Origin of the sequence: Salinisphaera sp. S4-8 (assembly GCF_040361235.1) — a bacterium.
GTDB lineage: Bacteria > Pseudomonadota > Gammaproteobacteria > Nevskiales > Salinisphaeraceae > Salinisphaera.
The window spans coordinates 117,025-136,139 of the sequence record NZ_APNF01000010.1; the positions used below are offsets into that span (position 1 = coordinate 117,025).

Here is a 19,115-nt window from a genome sequence, read left to right on the forward strand (position 1 = left end):
TGACCGCGCGCCGCCGACAACGTAAAAAATCCAGCGCTGCGCTCGCCATGGCATTCCAATATGACCTGAAAGATTTTCAATCGATCGCGGTCGGTGCCGCGGTGCTCGGTAGTGGCGGCGGCGGCAGCTATACCGACGCCTGCAATCTGATCGCGCAGCTGGGCGAAAGCGGCTGGTCGGGCACGGTCGACGTTCGCGACTACGACGCGACCACCGACGCCTGCGTGCTGGCCATGATGGGCTCGCCGGACGCGGCCGAAAACCTCACGCTCGACGCGATCAAACGCTGCATGGCGAACACGCGTCAGGCGTTCGAAACCGCCTGCGGCGCTTCGCCACGCGGCGTATTTGCAGTCGAAATCGGGCCCATCAATTCCACCGTACCGCTGATTGCAGCCGCGCTCAGCGACCATGCGATCGAATGGGTTGCCGATGCAGACGGCGCTGGTCGTGCCGTACCCCAGCTACAGCAGACGATCTACGCAGGCGCAGCCGGGCTGTCTCCCGGGCCCTGTGTGCTGGCCAACGACGGCGATGGCCCGGCGCATGTCGAGTCTGCATGCTTGAACGCCGCGAGCGCGGGCGCGATCGAGGCGTTGGCCGGCGGCGTCGTCAACGCCTTCGGCAGCTATGCCGGCATCATGCTCTGGCCATCCATCAAGGCAAACGACTTCGCCCTAAAGCATCACTATTTGCCAGGTACACTGGAACAAACGCGCAAACTCGGCCAATATCTAAGACAGGCCGCAACACCTCCAACGACCGCAGCCGTTGCCGCGCAGATCAGCGGTATTACGGCGCGTAACGCATCGGCGGTACTGACCAATGTCTATATTACCGACGTCAAGCAGGCCACGAGCAGCGCTTCGCTGGATGTCGGCATCCTCCGGCTCAGCGATCACCCGGACCCGGCAAAAAGCCGCCAGACGCACAGCATCTACAACATGAACGAGAATCTGATTCTCTATTGCAGTGAAGATGCGGCCCCGGTAGTCGTCGCCCCCGATTCGATCTGCTATTACTCCGAACATAGCGGGCGCGGTTTTTCCAATGCCTTCGACGATCTCGCGCCCTATTACGACCGTGCAACGCGTCAAAGCACCGGCGTGGCGGTAAGCGTACTCAAAATCGAGGCCGCCCCCGCCTTTCGTGACGCGCCGGGCGTAGCCGAAAGTTTCGCCGCCCTGTTGCGTGGCATCGGCTATGGCGGGCGGCTGATCAGCCGCGCCTAGACAGCCCGTCGTATGGACGAAGAAGAACTCTACCGCAAGCGGCTCGATCTGGCGCTCGAATGCAGTGGGCTCGATCTGTGGGAAAACGATCTGCTCACCGGCGAGGTCATATTCGGCCTTGACCGGGTCTTTTCCGACCTGGGCTACGACAGCGAAGAGTCGGCCGCATTCGTCGACGATATCTTCGGCCTCATGCATCCGGACGACAAACCGGCCGTCGAGCAGGCCCTGGCCGATCATCTGGCCGCGCACCGAGCGGTATTACAGCGAATTCCGTATTCGTGCGAAGTCGGGCGCCTGGGTGTGGTATGCCAACTACGGCAAGATCGTCGATCGCGAGGGCGACGAACCCGGGCATCGCTTTACCGGCGTGAGCTTCAATCTCGATATCAAGAAACGTCAGGAAGCCGAGCTCAAAGCACTCAACGAGAAACTGCGCAAACAAAACGCCCTGCTCGAGCGCATGAACGCCGAACTGCATGCCCTGTCCATCAGCGACTCGCTCACCGGCATCTACAACCGCCGACACCTGTTGCAGACCGGCGAAGACGAATTCATGCGTGCGCGCCGGCTCAAACACGAGCTGGCACTACTACTCATCGATATCGACTGGTTCAAGCGCGTCAACGACACGCTGGGCCACGTCGCCGGAGATCACGTAATTTGTGCAGTCGCCGATTGTTGTTCGCGCGGCACCCGCGCCCATGTCGACACCGTGGGCCGGATCGGCGGCGAAGAATTCGCCATCGTGCTACCCGAAGTCGGCCTGGCGCAGGCCCTCGATCTTGCCGATCGTCTACGCCGGGATGTCGCCGCCCAACCGGTGGCGGTGTCATCCAAGGAAACCGTCAGTGTGACCATCAGTACGGGGGTGGCGACCCTCTCACCTGAGTGCGAATCGTTTCACGACCTGATGGTACGTAGCGATCGTGCCCTGTATCGGGCCAAGGATACCGGCCGCAACCGGGTATGCGGGCCCGTTAGCAGCAGTTAACGCCAACTCGCCCGTACCGGCACCGCCGCTCGTCACCCGGCCAGCACCAGCCACAATGGCAAGGTGAGCATGGCCACGGCGGTCTGTAGCGTTATCAGGGCCGCCATCAGTTCGGCGTCGCCGCCGAGCTGGCGGGCAAGAATATACGCCGAGGTCGCTGTCGACACGCCGGTGAACAACAGCACGACATCGCGGCTGACCGCATCCAGGCCGACGAACCAGGCAAGGCCCATGGCGAGCGCCGGTACGACGGCCAACTTGACCAGACTCGACATCCAGAGTGCGCGCGAGCCGCGCCATAGATGCGCAGGCCTTAGCGCCACACCCACCGCGATCAACCCCAAGGGCAAGGCCGGCCGCCCCAGTAGCGCGAGTATCGGATCGCTCCAGCCGGGCAGGCCGATATGCGTGGCGTTGAGTGTAATGCCGACGATACAGGCCACGATCAGCGGGTTGCGCAGCAGTTCGAACAGGCTGCGTGCGAGACCGGTTCGACCGAGCGCGCCCACGCCGATGAAACAGGCCACACTCAATAGATTCACGGTCGGCACGAGCACGGCAATCACGACCGCCGCCGTGGCAATACCGGCCTGACCATGCAGAGCGCCCGCGCCGGCAATGGCGACATAGGTATTGAAGCGCAGGGCGCCCTGAAAAACGGAGGTAAACGCGGCCTCATCGTTTGCCACGCGGCGGCGCGCCAGCCAGAGCCCGAGTGCGGCGGCGAGCGTCGCTCCGAGGCAAACCACGGCCAGTCGTATCAGCGGCACGCCGCTGATATCGGCGCGCGCCAGGGTATGCACTAAAAGCGCGGGAAAGAATACGTAGTAGACCAAGCGCTCAGCACGTGCCCAGAAGTCCCCGCCCGGATAATGGATACGGCCGAGCACCGCCCCGAACAGAATCAGCGCAAAAAGCGGACCGAGCGCATTCTGGATAGCGAGCATGGCGCCCAGCCTATTGACTCAAAAGCAAAGACGACGATTTTAACCCGGCATAAAACCAGGTGGTTTTTCGGGCTAATAATGCGCGGAACCGCCGAGCCTTGTCAGCGCGAGGTATCCGAATCGCGCTGGCCCAGCCATTGCCGGGCAAACACCTCGGCGGGCTCCGGCATGCCCAGATAAAAGCCCTGAACACAATGGACCGGATATTGGCGCAACGCCTGTAACTGATCGGCGTTCTCCACGCCCTCGGCAACGACCTTCAGCCCCAGCTCATCGGCCAGCCCACTGACCGCGGCCACGATTGCGCGGCTTCCCTGGCCGGTGAGCATCCGGGAGATAAAACTACGATCGATCTTGAGCGTGGAAACTGGCAGATCCTGCAAATAGCGTAGTGACGAATAACCGGTGCCGAAATCGTCGATCGCCACGCCGCAGCCCAGTTCCCGCAGCGCCTGGATGATGCCGGTGGCCTGCTGGCTTTCATCGAGCAGCGTACTTTCGGTGAGCTCGACATCGATCAACCCGGCCGGCAAGTCGTGCTCGTCGAGTATTGTCTGCAGGCGCGCGGCCAGATCGTTCTGCCAGAACTGTTTCGCCGATAGATTGACCGCCACGGGTACGACCGGCACACCCGCGACGCGCCAGCGGTGTTGCTGGGCGGCTACGGCCCGAATCAGCCGCCGGCCCAGCGGCAGGATGAGCCCGGAGCGTTCGGCCACCGGAATGAAATCCACGGGTGCGACATCGCCGAACGACGGATGATGCCAGCGCAGCAGCGCTTCGGCACCACGCAGGGCACCGCTGTGCGTATCGAAGATCGGTTGATAATGCACCGCGAGCCCGTCACCGGTTTCCGCGGTATCGCGTAGGGCGCTCTCCATGGCCAGGTGGTGATGCGCCTGCACCTGGGTTTTGGAATTGAACAGGCGATAGGTGTTACGCCCCTCCTGCTTGGCGCGATACATCGCGGCATCGGCGTTACGCATCAGGTCGTCGATGCTGTCGGCGTCGTCCGGATAGAAACTCACACCCAGGCTGCATCCGACCCGGAATTCATGACCTTCGATCTTGAACGGTGTACTGATCGCGCCGATCAGGCGATTGGCGATCAGCGACGCCTCACCCGGCTCGTCCAAATTCGGCAGCAAGACGATGAATTCGTCGCCGCCCAGCCGCGCCAGCGTGTCGTCTTCACGCAGGTGGGCCGCCAGACGCTGCGAGACTTCCAGCAACAGCTCGTCGCCAATCGCGTGGCCCAGGGAATCGTTGACCTGCTTGAAATGGTCCAGATCGATAAAGATGACCGCCAGTCGCTGGCCCTGGCGATGGGCATGGCGCATGGACAGCGACAGCCGATCCTCAAGCAGGCGACGGTTGGGCAGGCGCGTGAGCGCGTCGTAGTAGGCCAGGCGTCGAACCTGCTCTTCGTTTTCGCGAATATGCGTGATATCGCTGAACAAGGCCGCATAGTTCGTGATCTCGCCTTCTTCGTCACGGATGGCGGTAATGGTGAGCAGTTCCAGATACAGCTGGCCATTCTTGCGCCGGTTCCATATCTCGCCACGCCAGTAGCCATTGTGCTTGAGCGAGTGCCACATGCGCTCGTAAAATTCGGGCCCGTGACGCCCGGACGAAAGCACAGCCGGCGTGTGTCCGGCCACCTCTTCCTGGCGATAACCGGTCATGTGGGTAAACGCCGGATTCACGAATTCGATACGCGTGGCGGCATCGGTGATGATGATGCCTTCCAGCGAGGCATCGATCACGCGTTCGGCCAGTTCCAGATTGAAGCGCGACTGCGACAACGCCCGGTCGCGCTGGTCCAGGGCCTGACGTAGATCATCGCTATAGAAGCGCTCGCTGCTATCGAGCATCTCGCGAAAACCCAGTAGGCCGACCACCCGCGTCCGATCATCGACCACGGCCAGATGCCGCACCCGGTGGGCAATGAGCTGGTCGCGCGCATGAATGAGGGTGTCGTGCGGAAACACCGTCAGCAGCGGCCGGGTCGCCAGGTCCCCGATCCGCGCCTGACCCGGGTGATCGGCTACAAAGCGCACCAGGTCGCGCTCGGTGATGATGCCCAACGCCCGCCCTGGCAACTCGACGACGGCTGCATCACTCTGGGTAGCGCGCATGCGCGCCGCCGTTTCACTCAGTGTGAGCTGTCCTTCGAGCACGAGCGGCGTGTCGCACATGGCATGGCGTACCTCGCGCAGCCGCAGATAGCTTTCGAGCCCCTGGTTGAGTACGGCATCGCTGCGCGACACGATGCCCACCGGCACACCGTCGGCGGATAGCACCAGTAGATGGTCGCGCTGTTCGCTGGCAAATCGCGTCGCCGCCTCGCCCACCGAGGCATCGGCGCCGATGGTCGCGATGGGTTGGCGCATCGCCTGGTCGATGGGCCGGCGCATCGCCGCGGCGTCGGCAAAATCGAGATACAGGCAATCGTGCTCGGTCCATATACCGACAGCTCGGCCATTTTCCATGACCAGCATCGAGCTGCAGCGGCGCTCGGCCATGCGCGCCGCGGCCACATGTAAGGGGGTATTTCGCTCGCAGCTGAGAAGCCCCGTCTGCATCACGCGTTCTACGGGCAAATCCTGGTGCATCGTCAATCGGCTTGAGGAAACAGTGCGCCGCGCGAACGGCGCGTCTCGTAACTGGGTGCTCATTGGGGGCTACATCCATATATCCCCCTACCAATACCGGCCGCACCGCCATTTTCTTGAACGACCATCCAGGCACCGGCGTCGGGCCGGCATCGAGCGGCCGGCCATTATTCACGACGCGCGCGCACGCGTTGTGTTCTGGATCAACAAAACCCGCGCGGCTGGGCCTGTTGGCCGTGCGGACCCGCCGCTTATCGGTGCACGATATCGAGCTGCTCGAAGGCACCGTGGGCGTGATCTTCTCGGAACAACGCGTGATCGCGGCGTACACGATCGGCCGCTTCGATGGCGAATTCCACCATGTCGGCGGCAAACAGTTCCGGCGGGCCGATAGCGTTCATGATCGCCGGTTCGATGTCGTAGTCGATCTTGCCGGATTCGTCGGACAGCGCATGCACGCGTGCGAGTACCCGCCCGCAGATACGGGCATAGTCCTTCCACTGGCTTTTCGACAGATCGTCCAGGTCGATATCGTCGCGAAACGGCGCGCGCTCACGCGACATATAGCTCAGGCCATCGAATTCGATATGGCCATAGAACACATCGCCACGTACCAGCTGCACGGTCTGGGCATGGCTGATGCGTTCCGCGCGTTCGTCCATTTCATAAGCCGAAGGCGGTACCAGACCCGCCAGCGCCGAACGCCGCGCCTGTTTGTATTCGATGATCAGATCGTCCGTACCGTCGGCCTGCGGCCCTTCGACAAGCACGTAGTAGCGATTGAGCCCGAGCGAGGCCGTGCCCTGACCCCGGCGTATCGCCACATCCTTGACCCGCATGCCGCGAGCACGATCGGGCACGTCGATCTCGTTTTGCGCGACCAGCCGGTCGGTGATCGCCTGAAAATCCTCGCGTCTTGACGAGATCGGCACCAACTCCTCGGTGGATCGAAAACCGCTCTTGGTTTCGTCCAGATAATCGTCGACCAGCCACTCGGCACGCGGCTCGTGGGCGCTCTTGAACAACTTGCGGATGAGCTTCGGCGCATTGTCGAAGCGCATCTCCTCGTCCTGCTCGGTGCCCTCGCGCGCCAGGCGCTGAATGTCCTCGATATAGCCGCGCACGAAATGCCGCACCACCTTGATCTGGTGCTTGCGCTTGAGTTCGCCCTCAGCTTCGGCGGCGATCATGAAACCCACCGCACCGCGTTTTATATCCCAGGTGAACGGTGCGTAATACGCCTCGTCGAAATCGTTGACCGAAAAAATCGGCACGTTATTCGCGTTGGGCATCACCCCGAAATTTTCCGGGTGGACATCGCCGAGCGTCAGCACGGTCGGCATCCAGGCATCCTCGCCCGCCATATCGCGATAGAACAGCAGCGCGGTACCGCGGAAAAACGAATACAGCGAGTCCGAGAGCTCGTCGAACTTGATGGCGGCATCGTCCGACGAATCGGCGATACGGGTTTCGTGATCCTCGCGCAGGCATTGACGCACATGTCGGCGCCGATCGTGACCACTAAGAATACGCGGCCGCAGCACGAACTCGCCCGCGGCCACCGCTTCCGCCAGGCGACGAAACGCATCGAAGCGGGTGGCGACCACAGGCCGTGCATCCTCGAACGATTCGCGCTCGAGCGCGGCCGCCAGTTCTGCCTTGCTCATCGAAGACCGGCCCTCGATCTCCTGAGCCTGGGCCTGCTCGTAAAGTTCCTTTCGCGTTTGCTCGGGTTCTTCGCTCATGTTCCCTCGTGTGTCGCTGCTTGTCTTGCCAGTCGTGCAACCAGCATGCCCGACTCGGCCGCGCCCCGCATGCATAGCGCACCCCTAATACCACATGGCCATGCAACGACCGAGCCGGCTGTTCGTATCTGATAGCCGCCATCCGGCAGTAGGCGTATTCGGCAAACTGCACTCAACTCCGCAGCCTATCGGGTGCCTGGAGCAGTGCGTTCGAGGCATTTGGAGTCGGTCAGCGGTTAAGCGTCGCCTGAGCAGCCGAGGCACTCGGCATCGAGGTCGAACTCGCACAAGCCGATCTCGCCGGCACTTAAAAATGCGGCGTCCTCGGACGCCGCGACATGCTTGCCCCCGCTACGGGAGGCACACGAGCGCGCCAGCCTCACCAGCGATAGCTGAGCTTCGCCGTGATCTCACGCCCCGGGTTGTAGTAGTCCGCCGTACCGGAGCCTACGACGTGTTGCTCGTCCAGCAGGTTGCGCACATTCACCGCCAGATCGGTGTTGTCGGCAAGCGCGTAGCTGAATGCCGCATCGAACAGCGTTGCTGCGTCGCTCTCGTCGGTGTTGGCGGCATCGAAGTAATAGGCACCGATATAGCGCGCGCCGACGCCCATGCTCATATCCCATGCCGGCAAACGGTAATAGGTCCAGAGCGAGGCCGTATGTTCCGGCGCGATGCTGAACGCCTTGCCTTCGAGCGAGGTGCCGTCGCGCAGCGTGCCGCGCACTACTTCCGAGTCCATATAGGAATAACCGCCGGTCAGGCTCAGCTTGGACGTCAGCTCGGCCTTGGCTTCGAGATCCAGGCCGCGCACCCAGGACTTGCCGATCGTTTCCCGCTCGATCGTGCCGTTGTCCTGGACCACCGCAATGGTCACATCGTCCTTGCTCAGATCGTAGACCGCGGCGGAGAACAAGGCGTTCATCCCCGCCGGCGCGTATTTCACGCCGAGTTCATACTGTTCCCCGCGTTCGGGCTTGACGCCGATGGACGGCGGCGCAACCGATTCGACCTGGCTGATATAGGCTGAAATCTGGTCGTTGACCTTATAGGTCAGCGCACCGCGCACCGATGTTTCCGAGAAATCATCGGACGCGCGAACACCGTTGAGATCCGTACTGGCCAGATCCAGCCAATCATGGCGCAGCCCGGCCGTGGCGACCACGCGGTCGAAGAACGACAGATTCTGGGTCAGAAAGACAGACTGCGTCTTGTAGTCCTGATCGTTGCCGCTGTAGATATTGAGGTTGGTCGGCGCACCGCTGTATTGCGGGTTCGCGATATCGATCGGCGCGGCGTTGCCATAGAAGGAGCTGTCGTCGGTCGAGGCATCCCGGTACTCGACCCCGCCGAGCGTACTGCTGTCGATATGCTCGAAGCTGACGTCGTACTGCAGGATCGTATTGCCGATATATTCCCGGGCCGTGCTGTCAGTGCCGAAATAATCGCGATCGACCACCGTGCCGGCGCGGGCGGGCGAATCGGTGATGTAGACATAGCCGAAATCGTCGTTCAGGTCGCTGTAGCGCGTATTCGCCTGCAGCGTCAGGCCGTTATCGAAATCGTGGGTGAGCAGGCCGGTGATACTGGTTCGCTCGACATCGTGATAATTGAAGCCGGGCTCGCCGAAGAAGTCGTCGCGGTCATACTCACGGTCAAGCGGATAGCCGCCGCTGTTGGGCGTGTTGTCGCGATCGAGATAGTCGAAGATCAGCGTCCCGGTCGTATACGCGGTGGGCTCCCAGGAGATGCTGCCAAGCACGAACTGGTCGTTGTCTTTCGAATAATCGTATTCGCGCTCACCGTCCTTGAACTTGCCGACGAAGCGATAGGCCAGGGTCTGGTCGTCGTCGAGCGTGTCACCGACGTCGACGCCGACTTCCTTGCTGTTGTAGGAGTCGTACGAAATATAGCCCAGGCCGAAGCGCTGGAACGTCGGGCGCTTGCTCACGAAGTTCACCGAGCCGCCCGGATCGGCCGGGCCGAAAAGGGTCGAGTTCGCGCCACGCAATACCTCGATGCGCTCATACGCGAATGGCTCCTCGCGCACGCCGCGCATGGAACCCAGCGTCAACCCGTCGCGATAGGTCGTGGCCTGAAAGCCGCGAATCTGGAAATAGTCGTTACGGTCGTCCGTGCCGTAGTAGTCGGTGATCACGCCCGGCGTGTATTGAAGCACTTCCTCGGTGGTATCGGCATCGCGCTGCTCGATTTCCTTTTCCGTAATCACGGAGACAGACGCAGGCGTATCGAGAATGCTGGTGGCGACCTTGCCCCCCATCCATAGCTCGCGGGCGACAGTGGTGGCCGCGTTGTCGTCCGGCGCAGCCTGCGCGTTAACAAGGACCGGCGCGAGACGATACACCACCGACTGACTGGCGTTATCACCCTCGCCCGTATCCTGTGCATTGGCACTAAGCGGCATGGCGATCAGCGCCGTGCCGTAGAAAAGTGCGCTTGCAGCATGTGGCCATGCCCACGTGCCACGCGATTTGTCGTCAGCCATGCCGTCATCCTCGAAGGTATGAAAGATCGTCCAACCAAGGGATAAGCGACAGTAGCCGCCCGGCGTCGGCCCAAACGGCCACGCCAAGGCGTTGCTTCAAGTACTCCCCCGCCGGTGCATCGGGTTCACCGCCCCGGAACCCGGTGCCCCGTAGCGAAGATAGGTGGCGGCCCACAACATGTCAATACTAATGCGAACGATTCACATTCGTAGGTTTGAATCGTTGGCGCCAACGACAGCCTGCACGGCCCGTTATGGATCCACGCGCGGCACCGGCAGGTGCCAGCCTCGCCGCATGGCCATATAACGCACGAAAAAACACAACAAGGCAGCGCTGACAACCGTGGGCAAAAATGGCCACGCCAATGTCATGCCGGTTACCGCTATGGCCGACCCCAGGAGCGCAGCGGTGGCATAGAGTTCGGTCGGCGCCAACACCATGGGCAGACGGTCGATCAGCACGTCGCGCATGATGCCACCACCGATGCCGGTGATAATGCCCATGACAACCGCCATTACCGGTGAAATCCCGTATTCCAGGGCCCGTATCGAGCCGCCCACGGCAAACAGCGACAGGCCCGCGGCATCGAAGATCGCGACCGGTCGGCTGATGTGATCCACCCAGCGATAACCGAAGAAAACCACGAGTGCGGCGAGCATTGTGGCCGCACCGTAGCGCGCATCGGCAATCGCCAGGGGCGGCGTGGCGCCAATGAGCAGATCGCGGGTGATCCCGCCCACCGTACCGGTCGCGAATGCCAATACCGCCAGCCCGAAAATATCCAGCCGCTTCTGGGCTGCGGCCATCGCGCCACTAAGCGCAAAAACGAACGTTCCGGCAAGCTCCAGCAGGCTAAGCAACAGATTCATAGAACGCGAACCGGTGGCGTGCATGGCGTAGCGTCGCTGGCGTCATTCTAATCGTGCACGACGACCCGACGCCATCGCAGCGTATCGGCAATTACCCGCGATGGCGCCAGATCCGCCTTCGAGTGACAAAACGCTTCGCCAGGCCATGCGAACCGTGCCCGACACAAACGATCGCGTCACAAAGACAAACGGCATCGCGATAATCGGTCGCACGATGTCGCCAGCCCGCCGTCAATTCGCCGGCGCTCGGACCATTTGCTCGAACGCGATCAGCGCCGGCGACCAACCCACGGCGGCGGTGGCTGCAAACCATGTCGCCACGTCGCCGATTTCCTCGGCCAGCTCGAGATAATGGATTGCAAAACGCGAGCGGTGTGCATCGACCACCGTTTTGGGCAGCAATGCATACCCCATCCCGGCCGCGACACAACCGAGAATACCGTCGATCGATCCGAATTCGAATATGCGCGCTGCAGCAATACCCTCGCGGGCCAATAGCCGCTCGATCCGGTGTCGATAATGACAGCCTTGCTTGAACGCGAGAAATGGCCGTTCCAGCAACGTATCGCTATCCGGCATCGTCTTGATCGGCGCATCCGCAACGAGTACGAGCGACTCCTGAAACGCCTCGACACAATACAGGCTGGAATGAGGCACCGTGCCCGCAACGAAGGCGCAATCGATGATGCCATCGAGAAGCTGAGAGACGATATCGTTCGTCGTGCCCGTGGTCAGACGCGGCTCGATACCCGGATACGCCTTGTGGTAGTTCGCCAGCAGATCGGGCAGTCGTACCGCTGCGGTGCTCTCTATCGAGCCGATACGTAATACGCCGCTCGGCGCCTGCGCGTCCTGAAACGCGGCACAGGCATTATCGTGCGCGGCAAGAATCCGTTGTGCATGCGGAATGAAGGCGTGGCCGGCCGGGGTGAGGTGAATACCGCCCTGGCGCTCGAACAGCACCACGCCCAGCTCGGTTTCCAGCTTCTTGATATGGGCGGTGACATTGGATTGGACCGTATGCATTTGCTTCGCGGCGCCGCTGAAACTTGCGTTCTCGGCCACGGCGGCGAATAAACGCAGCGAATGAAGTTGCATGGCGCCCGTCGTCGGATCTTAAAAAGAGATCGCGATTATCATTAAAAATCGTTTCTAATGAAATGAGCGCCGGCTTATTTTGGCGTTCCACGCTCGAACGCAGCCGGACGTTTTCATGGCGCAAACAACACGCCACCAAGGCTTGGATATACCGGCCATCGTTGTCGGCCTGGCATCCACACTGGTGGGCATCGGCCTGGCGCGATTCGCCTACACGGCGCTTATTCCACCGGTGGTGGCTGCCCACTGGTTCACCACATCGGCCGCGGTGTATCTGGGTGCGGCCAATCTGCTGGGCTATTTCATCGGTGCGATCTCGGCGCACGCAGTTTCCGAACGTTTTGGCCCGCGCGCCACCCTCGCCGCCTCGTTCGGTATTACCGCGCTGAGTTTTCTGGCCTGCGCCCACGCCGCCCCGTTCGCCTGGTTTTTCTTCTGGCGTGTGCTCTCGGGCCTGACAGGCGCATGGCTGATGGTGGTCGGCCCGGCCACGGCCCTGGCTGCGACCAGCCCCGACCGACGCCCGGTCGTGGGGTGCTTGATGTTTACAGGCATCGGCATGGGCGCACTGTTGTCGGCGCTGGTCGTACCTACACTGCTGCAGGCCGGGCTCTGGGTCGCCTGGATCGTTCTGGGTACCTTGACGCTGATCGCCGGCACCGCTGGCGACATCGCCCTGTATCGCTTGCCGAGCCCATCCGGCGACGGCGATGCAGAGCAAACGAACGCGCCCGTTTCGAACAGTGCGGTGCGATGGGCGGTGGCGCTTGTCATCGGTGCCTATGCGGGCGATGCCATTGGCTTCGTACCGCATACGGTGTTCTGGGTCGATTACCTCGCCCGCGAGGCCGGATTGGGCATGGCGGCCGCGAACGTGCAATGGGCCCTGTTCGGACTGGGCGCGATGATCGGCCCGCTGATCATACGCCTCATCGTGCCGCGCGCCGGCTGGCAGGCCAGCCTGATCGGTGGGCTGCTCATCAAGGCCCTGGCCGTGGGCCTGCCATTGATCGCGACCGGGGTCTGGCTACGGTCCGCCTCGTCGATCGCAGTCGGCGCGCTCGTGCCGGGCGTCGTCGCCCTCACCTCTGGCCGCCTGGCCGAAATCGCCGGGCCGGCCGAGCACAAACGCTTATGGGGCCAGGCAACGGCGGCATTCGCACTCGCTCAGGCGATCGCCGGTTACGGCCTGTCCGCGCTTTCGACAGCGGCCGACAGTTACCGCCCGTCGTTTGCCATCTGCGCGGCGATTCTGCTGCTGGCCTGCATTCTGGCCTGGCGGGCCGATCCCGCACGTCAGCAACGCCAGCATGCCCACCGGGCAAGCGCGTCACGCCACAGCGCCGATGGGCGATGAATGCGATGCCCGACGTCCCAGAACCACACAATCACTCAATGGAGCCTGTCATGGAAGAACAAGCCCTGGGCGCGCGCTGCGCCGAGATTCTGAGCACCTGTTTATACGCCAATATCGCGACCTGCCACGACAGCCAGCCCTGGAACACGCCAGCCACGGCTGTGCCCGATGCCAGCCTCGATATCTACTGGTCGTCGTGGACCGAAGCGGTTCACTCGAAAAACATCCGCGCCAACCCGCTCGCGTTTCTGACCTACTACGACTCGACACGGGCGCGCGGCACGAACAACCAGCGCTGTCTGTATCTACGTTGTGAGGCCGCGGTCGTTGTCGATACAAAAGAAGCCGAAGCCGCACACGCACTGCTGTATCCCGGCGCGGATATCCGACTCGATGATTTCTTCGATTCAGGCCTGCGCCGCTTCTATCGCGCGCGACCGCTGCAAGCATGGCTCAACTGTCTCTCCGAGCAACAGGTCCAGCCCGACACGATCGATATGCGGCGCGAAGTGCCCTTGCAAGCGATCCGGGCCGCGCGCTGACATCACCGCGCCGGGCCGCCGTGGGCGGCTCCACGGCCGATGACCTAGTTCGCGGCGGCGCTATTCCGACCGTTACTGCCGGCAAATCGTTCTGGCCTGCGCTAGCCAGCAAGTACTTATGTAGCAGGCTGTTACACAGGCCGGGCTCGGTTAGAATAGCGCCGGTAAAACACAACGGCGGCGCGCAGCCGCGCGCCGAAGCCGCGATTCGAACACATTGCTGAGCTCCCCACGATGGAATGCTTCAATCATGAATCGGTAGCCGCAATCGGCGTCTGCCGCGGTTGTGGGAAAGGCATTTGTCGCAGCTGTGCCATTGAAAGACCGGGCGGGCTTGCCTGTTCGGCAAGCTGTGTCGAACGCATCGACGCCATGGCCGACCTGCTCGACTCGAGTATGGCCGAGCAAAACCCGCCGGCCCGATTCGATTATCGCCCGATCATGTTGATGCTGGTGCTGGGCGTGACCTTTGCCACCCTGCTCACCCAACCCTATGTGCTGGGGCTGTTCTGCCTGGCATTCGGCGTACTGAGCCTGATCTATCGCCTGATCCAGAACTGGCGCGCAGCAAGACAACGAGATAAGCGCAGTACTCGCTGACCTGTTCGATACAGCGATCTCGCTGCTCCGGCTTCAGCCGGCGCGGAACCTGAAGCGGCGAAACGCCAGGCGCTCGTAGATCCAGTGCACGGAATGCAATTCCGTCAACGTCGCCCACATGGAATTCCGTGGAGCGTTGGTGCCGTAGCCGCCCGGTTCGGAGTACCCGACATCGATCACATCACCCGCGACCGTCTCATGGACCTTGATCCGGTGTTCGGCGACACGTTTCGCCGTGCCCTTGTCGCGAAACCACATGCGCGCATGGATGCCGGCGTGTCGCTGGCCGTGATCACAGACGTCGAACAACGTCAGTTCGCCGCGACGCGCCTTTCTTGAAAGCAGGCCCCGGTCCCGAACGCCGGCAGCCACCGGCTTATAGGTCAATTGCAGTGTGACGTGGCCCCACCTTGAGGTGCCATCGAGACGTTCGACACCAGCTCATCGGTCGCGATGCACCCCCGGCTACATCAATACAGTCAGGTACCCAGAAAAGCGCCGAGCTCTTCGCAAGCGCCGGTCGGAAACGCTGCCTTCAGGAAATCGAGAAACGCCGAGACGCGTGCATTGACAAGACGTCGCGTCGGGTAGAGCACCCATAACGCAACGTCCGAGCCCGGTACGTCCGCCCAATGGGCAAGGCGCCCCGTGGCAATGTCCTGCCCAACCAGAGAAATCGGCAGGCACCCTGCGCCCGCGCCTGCGCGCACGGCGTCGCGAATCATGATCATCGACGACAAACGCAGTACCGGCTCGAACGCCATGCTCGCTTCGCCTTGCGCATCGACAATCGACCAATGGTCGTCCTGTGGGACGTCACGCACGACCGCAGGCACGGGCGCATGATCGACACGCGAAAGCGTCGGACTTGCCGCGATGACGAGACGATCGCGCAAGAAGGGCCGCCCAACCAGGGTTTCGTCCGGATCCGGGTTCACGCGGATCACGAGGTCGTATCCCTCCTCGATCATGTCGACCGACCGATCTTCGGTGGTCACCTCGAGCCTGACGTCTGGATATTGCAGCGCAAACTCGGCCGCGAGCCGGCCCATTGCGATCTGCGAAAAAAGCAGCGGCACGCTGATTCGCATCCGGCCCCGAACCTGCGTACCGCCGGAGGCGATCGCAGCCGTCGTTTCCTCGAGCTCGGTGAGCAGATATCCCGCCCGCTCGTAGAGCGCCCGGCCTTCCTCGGTGAGCTTGAGCTCGCGCGCGCCCCGCTCGAAAAGCCGTACGTTTAACGACGCCTCCAGGCCCGCGACGCGTCGCGACAGGGTCGCCTTGGGCCTGTAAGCCGCACGCGCGGCCCGGCCGAAGCCCCCGTGACGCGCGACGAGCGTGAAATCGGCAAGCGCGAGCAGATCCATGGCCACTCCGAACGTGTTCCACCAATGGAACAGATCGTCTATATATAGCGGCTATTCGCCCACACGTGAACCACTTAATTTGAGTTCGTCGAAACACCCCACCCAGGAGAACTCAAATGACCATTCTTGTAACCGGTGCCACCGGCCATGTCGGCCGCCATGTCGTCGACCAACTCATCAACCGCGATGCGGACGTGCGCGTTCTCACCCGCGACCCCGGCAAGGCCGATTTCCCGTCAGGCGTCGACGTCGTACAGGGCGATCTGCTGGATATCGATAGCGTGCGCGCGGCCTTCGCCGGCATCCGTACGTTGTTTCTGCTCAACGCCGTGAGCGGCGACGAGTTCACGCAAGCGATCATCACCCTCAACCTCGCCCGCGAAGCCGGCATCGAACGGGTCGTCTACCTGTCGGTATTCGAGGCCGACGAAGCGGTCAACGTGCCCCACTTCGCCGTCAAGTACGGCGCCGAACGGATGCTGGAAGCGATGGGCTTTAGTACCACGATCCTGCGTCCGACCTACTTCATCGACAACGAAGCGATGGTGAAGGATGTCATCGTGCAGCATGGCATCTATCCGATGCCGATCGGCAGCAAGGGGCTCGCCATGGTCGATGCGCGCGACATCGCCGAAGTGGCCGCCATCGAATTGATCCGACGTGACGCGGCGGCAGGCAAACTGCCGATCGAAACCATAAACATCGTCGGCCCGGACACCCTGACCGGCGAAGATATCGCTGCGATCTGGTCCGATGTACTCGGCCGCTCTATCGCCTATGGCGGTGACGACCCGAGCGGGTTCGAGCAGAACATGGCCCGCTTCATGCCCCGCTGGATGGCTTACGAGATGCGTCTGATGGCCGAGCGCTATGTCAGCCACGGCATGATTCCCAAACCAGGCGATCGCAGCCGCGTCACCGCCCTGCTCGGCCGCCCGCTGCATAGCTATCGCGACGCCGCCCAAACCCTCGCGGCAGCCTGATCCACTCCGGCGTACACAAGGGGCGGGCCCTGTCCGGCGTTTATCGGACGCGCTGGACGGGGCCTGTCCCCTGTTACTGCCGAAAACCGTCCGTACCGTGCGACCGAGCTAACTGCGGGCGGCGACAGCTGCGCAGTCAGATAGGCCGATATGCTCGGCGGTTTCCTTTACAGTCAGTCGCTCGCGCCTCGCAGTCAAAAAGTCAGCATACGATCCGCGATTTCCCAATATAAGCGGCCACTGCCATAGCCGGCTTACTGGCCTATCGGCGCCACCAGTTCGTCTTACCGAGCTCCACGACCTCATCCCCGCGCCCGTTCATCACGGCGCGCAGCATATACAGCGAAAAGCCCCGCGCCTGCTTGGCCTCGATCTTCGGCGGCATGGACAGTTCCTGCTTGGCCGTGCGCACGTCGACGACCACCGGGCCGTCGTGTTCGAAGGCTTGTTTGAGCGCGTCATCGAGGGCCGCCGAGGAGGTGACCTTGATACCGCGAATGCCCAGCGATTCGGCGAGTTTGGCGTAGTCGACCTGCGGCAGATCGGTGGTGGAATCGATATAGCCGGCGACTTTCATTTCCATGGCCACGAAGCCGAGGGTTTCGTTGTTGTAGACGATGACCTTCACGGGCAGGTTTTCGGCCGCCAGCGTGATGAGATCGCCCATGAGCATGGAGATGCCGCCGTCGCCGGCCAGGGCGACGACCTGTCGCTCGGGATAGGCGATCTGCCAGCCGAGTGCGGCAGGCACGGCGACGGCCATGGAGCCGTGCATGAAGCTGCCGGTGAGACGCCGCCCTTCGGTCATGCGGATATAGCGCGCAGCCCAGACGGTGGGCGTGCCCACATCGGCGGTGAATACGGCATCGTCGTGCGAGAGCGCGGAGACGCGGGCGGTGAGGTATTGCGGGTGCAGCGGTTCGTTGTCTTCGCGCGGGGTGGCCAGCTCGTCCAGGTTTTCGCGTGCTTTCTTGTAATGAGCCTGACAGGCGTCGAGGAATTGGGTGCTGCTGTTTTCCTCGAGCTTGGGAATGAGTGCGGCGAGCGTGGGCCCAATATCGCCCACCAGGCCCATCGTCAGCGGCGAGCGCCGGCCGAGATGCGCGCCACGGATATCGATCTGCACGACATTGCCGTGCCCGGGAAAGAACTCGCGATACGGGAAGTTGGTGCCCAGCATGATCAGCAGATCGCAGTCTTCCATGGCGTGGTAGCCGGAGGAAAAGCCGATGAGCCCGGTCATGCCCACATCGAACGGGTTGTCGTATTCCAGCGATTGCTTGCCACGCAGCGCGTGCACGATGGGCGCCTTGATGCGCTCGGCGAACGCCAGCACTTCGTCGTGATAGCCGTGGCAGCCGTAGCCGCCAAGAATGGTGACCTTCGAGGCCTTGTTGATGTGCTCGGCGAGCACATCGAGCGCCTCAACCGGCGGCACGACGGTCGGGCGCACCGGCGGATGCCAGTTCATGGGGCGCTCGGGCGCGTCGGCAAGCGCCACATCGCCGGGCAGGACGATGACCGAAACCGAGCGATTGACGATGGCGCTGTTCATCGCTGCTTCCAGCACCTGCGGAATCTGGGCGGCGTTGGAAACCAGCTCGCAATAGTCGCTGCACTCGGCGAACAGGTTCTGCGGGTGCGTCTCCTGGAAATAGCCGAGGCCGACCTCGGAGGACGGAATCTGGGCGGCGATGGCCACCATCGGCACATGCGCCCGCTGGGCCTCGAACAAGCCATTGATCAGATGCAGATTGCCCGGTCCGCATGAGCCGGCACAGACCGCGAGCCCGCCGTGGGCATCGCCCTCGCCGGCTGCCGCGAGTGCCGCGACTTCTTCATGGCGCACGCCGATCCAGCGAATGGCCTCGCGCTTGCGTAGCGCCTCGGTAAAGCCATTGAGCGAATCGCCCGGCAGGCCCCAGACATTCTTCACACCGGCCTGGATCAGTAGATCCGCGAGTACATCCGCAACCGTGTTTTTGGCCATCAATCAATCTCTTGGGCGGCACTGAAAATCGCCGCGCCTGAATTAATTGCTTCATTGTACACGCAATATTCGGCGAACGCCGCACTAGCAGTAGCAGCGGGTTACCGCCAAAAAAGCGGACTGAATATTCGCTCACACGGCCGAGACGGGGCCGCGGAGCCTGCACGCTGCGCGGTCATTGCGTCGATCGGCGCGGGCAGATCGAGAGCGATCGGGGGAAGTGGGTTACGTCCTGCGGGTCAGCCGACAGCGCAGCGCATCACATCGAT

15 protein-coding genes are annotated in these 19,115 nt (G+C 62.4%); 6 read left to right on the plus strand and 9 right to left on the minus strand.

All coding sequences use genetic code 11. The annotated features are described in order from the left end of the window. Window positions 1-47: 47 nt before the first annotated feature. Together S4A8_RS15025 and S4A8_RS15030 are read left to right on the plus strand one after the other, a co-directional pair. Window positions 48-1,232 carry an S-methyl thiohydantoin desulfurase domain-containing protein gene (locus S4A8_RS15025; RefSeq protein ID WP_353220751.1) on the plus strand — a complete coding sequence of 395 codons (1,185 nt, stop codon included), beginning with the start codon at window positions 48-50 and terminating at the stop codon, window positions 1,230-1,232. A gap of 301 nt (window positions 1,233-1,533) precedes the next feature. Then, on the plus strand, window positions 1,534-2,226 hold the full coding sequence (locus S4A8_RS15030) for a GGDEF domain-containing protein (RefSeq protein ID WP_353220752.1): 693 nt from the start codon (window positions 1,534-1,536) through the stop codon (window positions 2,224-2,226). 32 nt (window positions 2,227-2,258) lie between these two features. Here S4A8_RS15030 and S4A8_RS15035 read toward each other — a convergent pair whose 3' ends face one another. From S4A8_RS15035 to S4A8_RS15060, 6 genes are all read right to left on the minus strand, one after another. After that, window positions 2,259-3,173 (minus strand): AEC family transporter, encoded by a 915-nt coding sequence (locus tag S4A8_RS15035; protein ID WP_353220753.1) that lies wholly within the window; start codon window positions 3,171-3,173, stop codon window positions 2,259-2,261. Window positions 3,174-3,274: 101 nt separating this feature from the next. Continuing rightward, window positions 3,275-5,851: an EAL domain-containing protein gene (locus S4A8_RS15040; protein WP_502950744.1), complete on the minus strand. Its 2,577-nt coding sequence runs from the start codon at window positions 5,849-5,851 to the stop codon at window positions 3,275-3,277. Window positions 5,852-6,039: 188 nt separating this feature from the next. Next, complete coding sequence (locus S4A8_RS15045) at window positions 6,040-7,533, minus strand: DUF2252 domain-containing protein (RefSeq protein ID WP_353220755.1); 1,494 nt, start codon at window positions 7,531-7,533, stop codon at window positions 6,040-6,042. Between the two features lie 379 nt (window positions 7,534-7,912). After that, window positions 7,913-10,039: a TonB-dependent siderophore receptor gene (locus S4A8_RS15050; protein ID WP_502950745.1), complete on the minus strand. Its 2,127-nt coding sequence runs from the start codon at window positions 10,037-10,039 to the stop codon at window positions 7,913-7,915. A 252-nt stretch (window positions 10,040-10,291) separates the two neighbouring features. Next, entirely contained in the window at window positions 10,292-10,909 is a 618-nt protein-coding gene (locus tag S4A8_RS15055; RefSeq protein ID WP_353220756.1) for a trimeric intracellular cation channel family protein, read from the minus strand. Window positions 10,910-11,140: 231 nt separating this feature from the next. Beyond that, the gene (locus S4A8_RS15060; RefSeq protein ID WP_353220757.1) at window positions 11,141-12,007 is read right to left on the minus strand and encodes a LysR family transcriptional regulator; all 867 of its coding nucleotides are present in this window, start codon (window positions 12,005-12,007) and stop codon (window positions 11,141-11,143) included. A gap of 115 nt (window positions 12,008-12,122) precedes the next feature. Between S4A8_RS15060 and S4A8_RS15065 the strand changes: the two genes are divergently transcribed. The 3 genes from S4A8_RS15065 (at window position 12,123) to S4A8_RS15075 (ending at window position 14,506) form a co-directional block, all read left to right on the plus strand. Beyond that, window positions 12,123-13,364, plus strand: a complete 1,242-nt coding sequence (locus tag S4A8_RS15065; protein WP_353220758.1) for a YbfB/YjiJ family MFS transporter — start codon at window positions 12,123-12,125, stop codon at window positions 13,362-13,364. Between the two features lie 50 nt (window positions 13,365-13,414). Continuing rightward, window positions 13,415-13,906, plus strand: a complete 492-nt coding sequence (locus S4A8_RS15070; RefSeq protein WP_353220759.1) for a pyridoxamine 5'-phosphate oxidase family protein — start codon at window positions 13,415-13,417, stop codon at window positions 13,904-13,906. A 372-nt stretch (window positions 13,907-14,278) separates the two neighbouring features. Continuing rightward, window positions 14,279-14,506, plus strand: coding sequence for a hypothetical protein (locus tag S4A8_RS15075; RefSeq protein WP_353220760.1), 228 nt, complete (start codon window positions 14,279-14,281; stop codon window positions 14,504-14,506). A 33-nt stretch (window positions 14,507-14,539) separates the two neighbouring features. Here the strand turns inward: S4A8_RS15075 and S4A8_RS15080 are convergent, their stop codons facing one another. Together S4A8_RS15080 and S4A8_RS15085 are read right to left on the minus strand one after the other, a co-directional pair. Beyond that, window positions 14,540-14,893: a hypothetical protein gene (locus S4A8_RS15080; RefSeq protein ID WP_353220761.1), complete on the minus strand. Its 354-nt coding sequence runs from the start codon at window positions 14,891-14,893 to the stop codon at window positions 14,540-14,542. A gap of 92 nt (window positions 14,894-14,985) precedes the next feature. Then, complete coding sequence (locus S4A8_RS15085) at window positions 14,986-15,873, minus strand: LysR family transcriptional regulator (protein WP_353220762.1); 888 nt, start codon at window positions 15,871-15,873, stop codon at window positions 14,986-14,988. A gap of 116 nt (window positions 15,874-15,989) precedes the next feature. Between S4A8_RS15085 and S4A8_RS15090 the strand changes: the two genes are divergently transcribed. Continuing rightward, window positions 15,990-16,856: an SDR family oxidoreductase gene (locus tag S4A8_RS15090; RefSeq protein ID WP_353220763.1), complete on the plus strand. Its 867-nt coding sequence runs from the start codon at window positions 15,990-15,992 to the stop codon at window positions 16,854-16,856. Between the two features lie 262 nt (window positions 16,857-17,118). On the opposite strand, the gene poxB is transcribed toward S4A8_RS15090, so the two are convergent. Continuing rightward, on the minus strand, window positions 17,119-18,846 hold the full coding sequence (poxB, locus tag S4A8_RS15095) for a ubiquinone-dependent pyruvate dehydrogenase (RefSeq protein WP_353220764.1): 1,728 nt from the start codon (window positions 18,844-18,846) through the stop codon (window positions 17,119-17,121). Window positions 18,847-19,115: the final 269 nt, after the last annotated feature.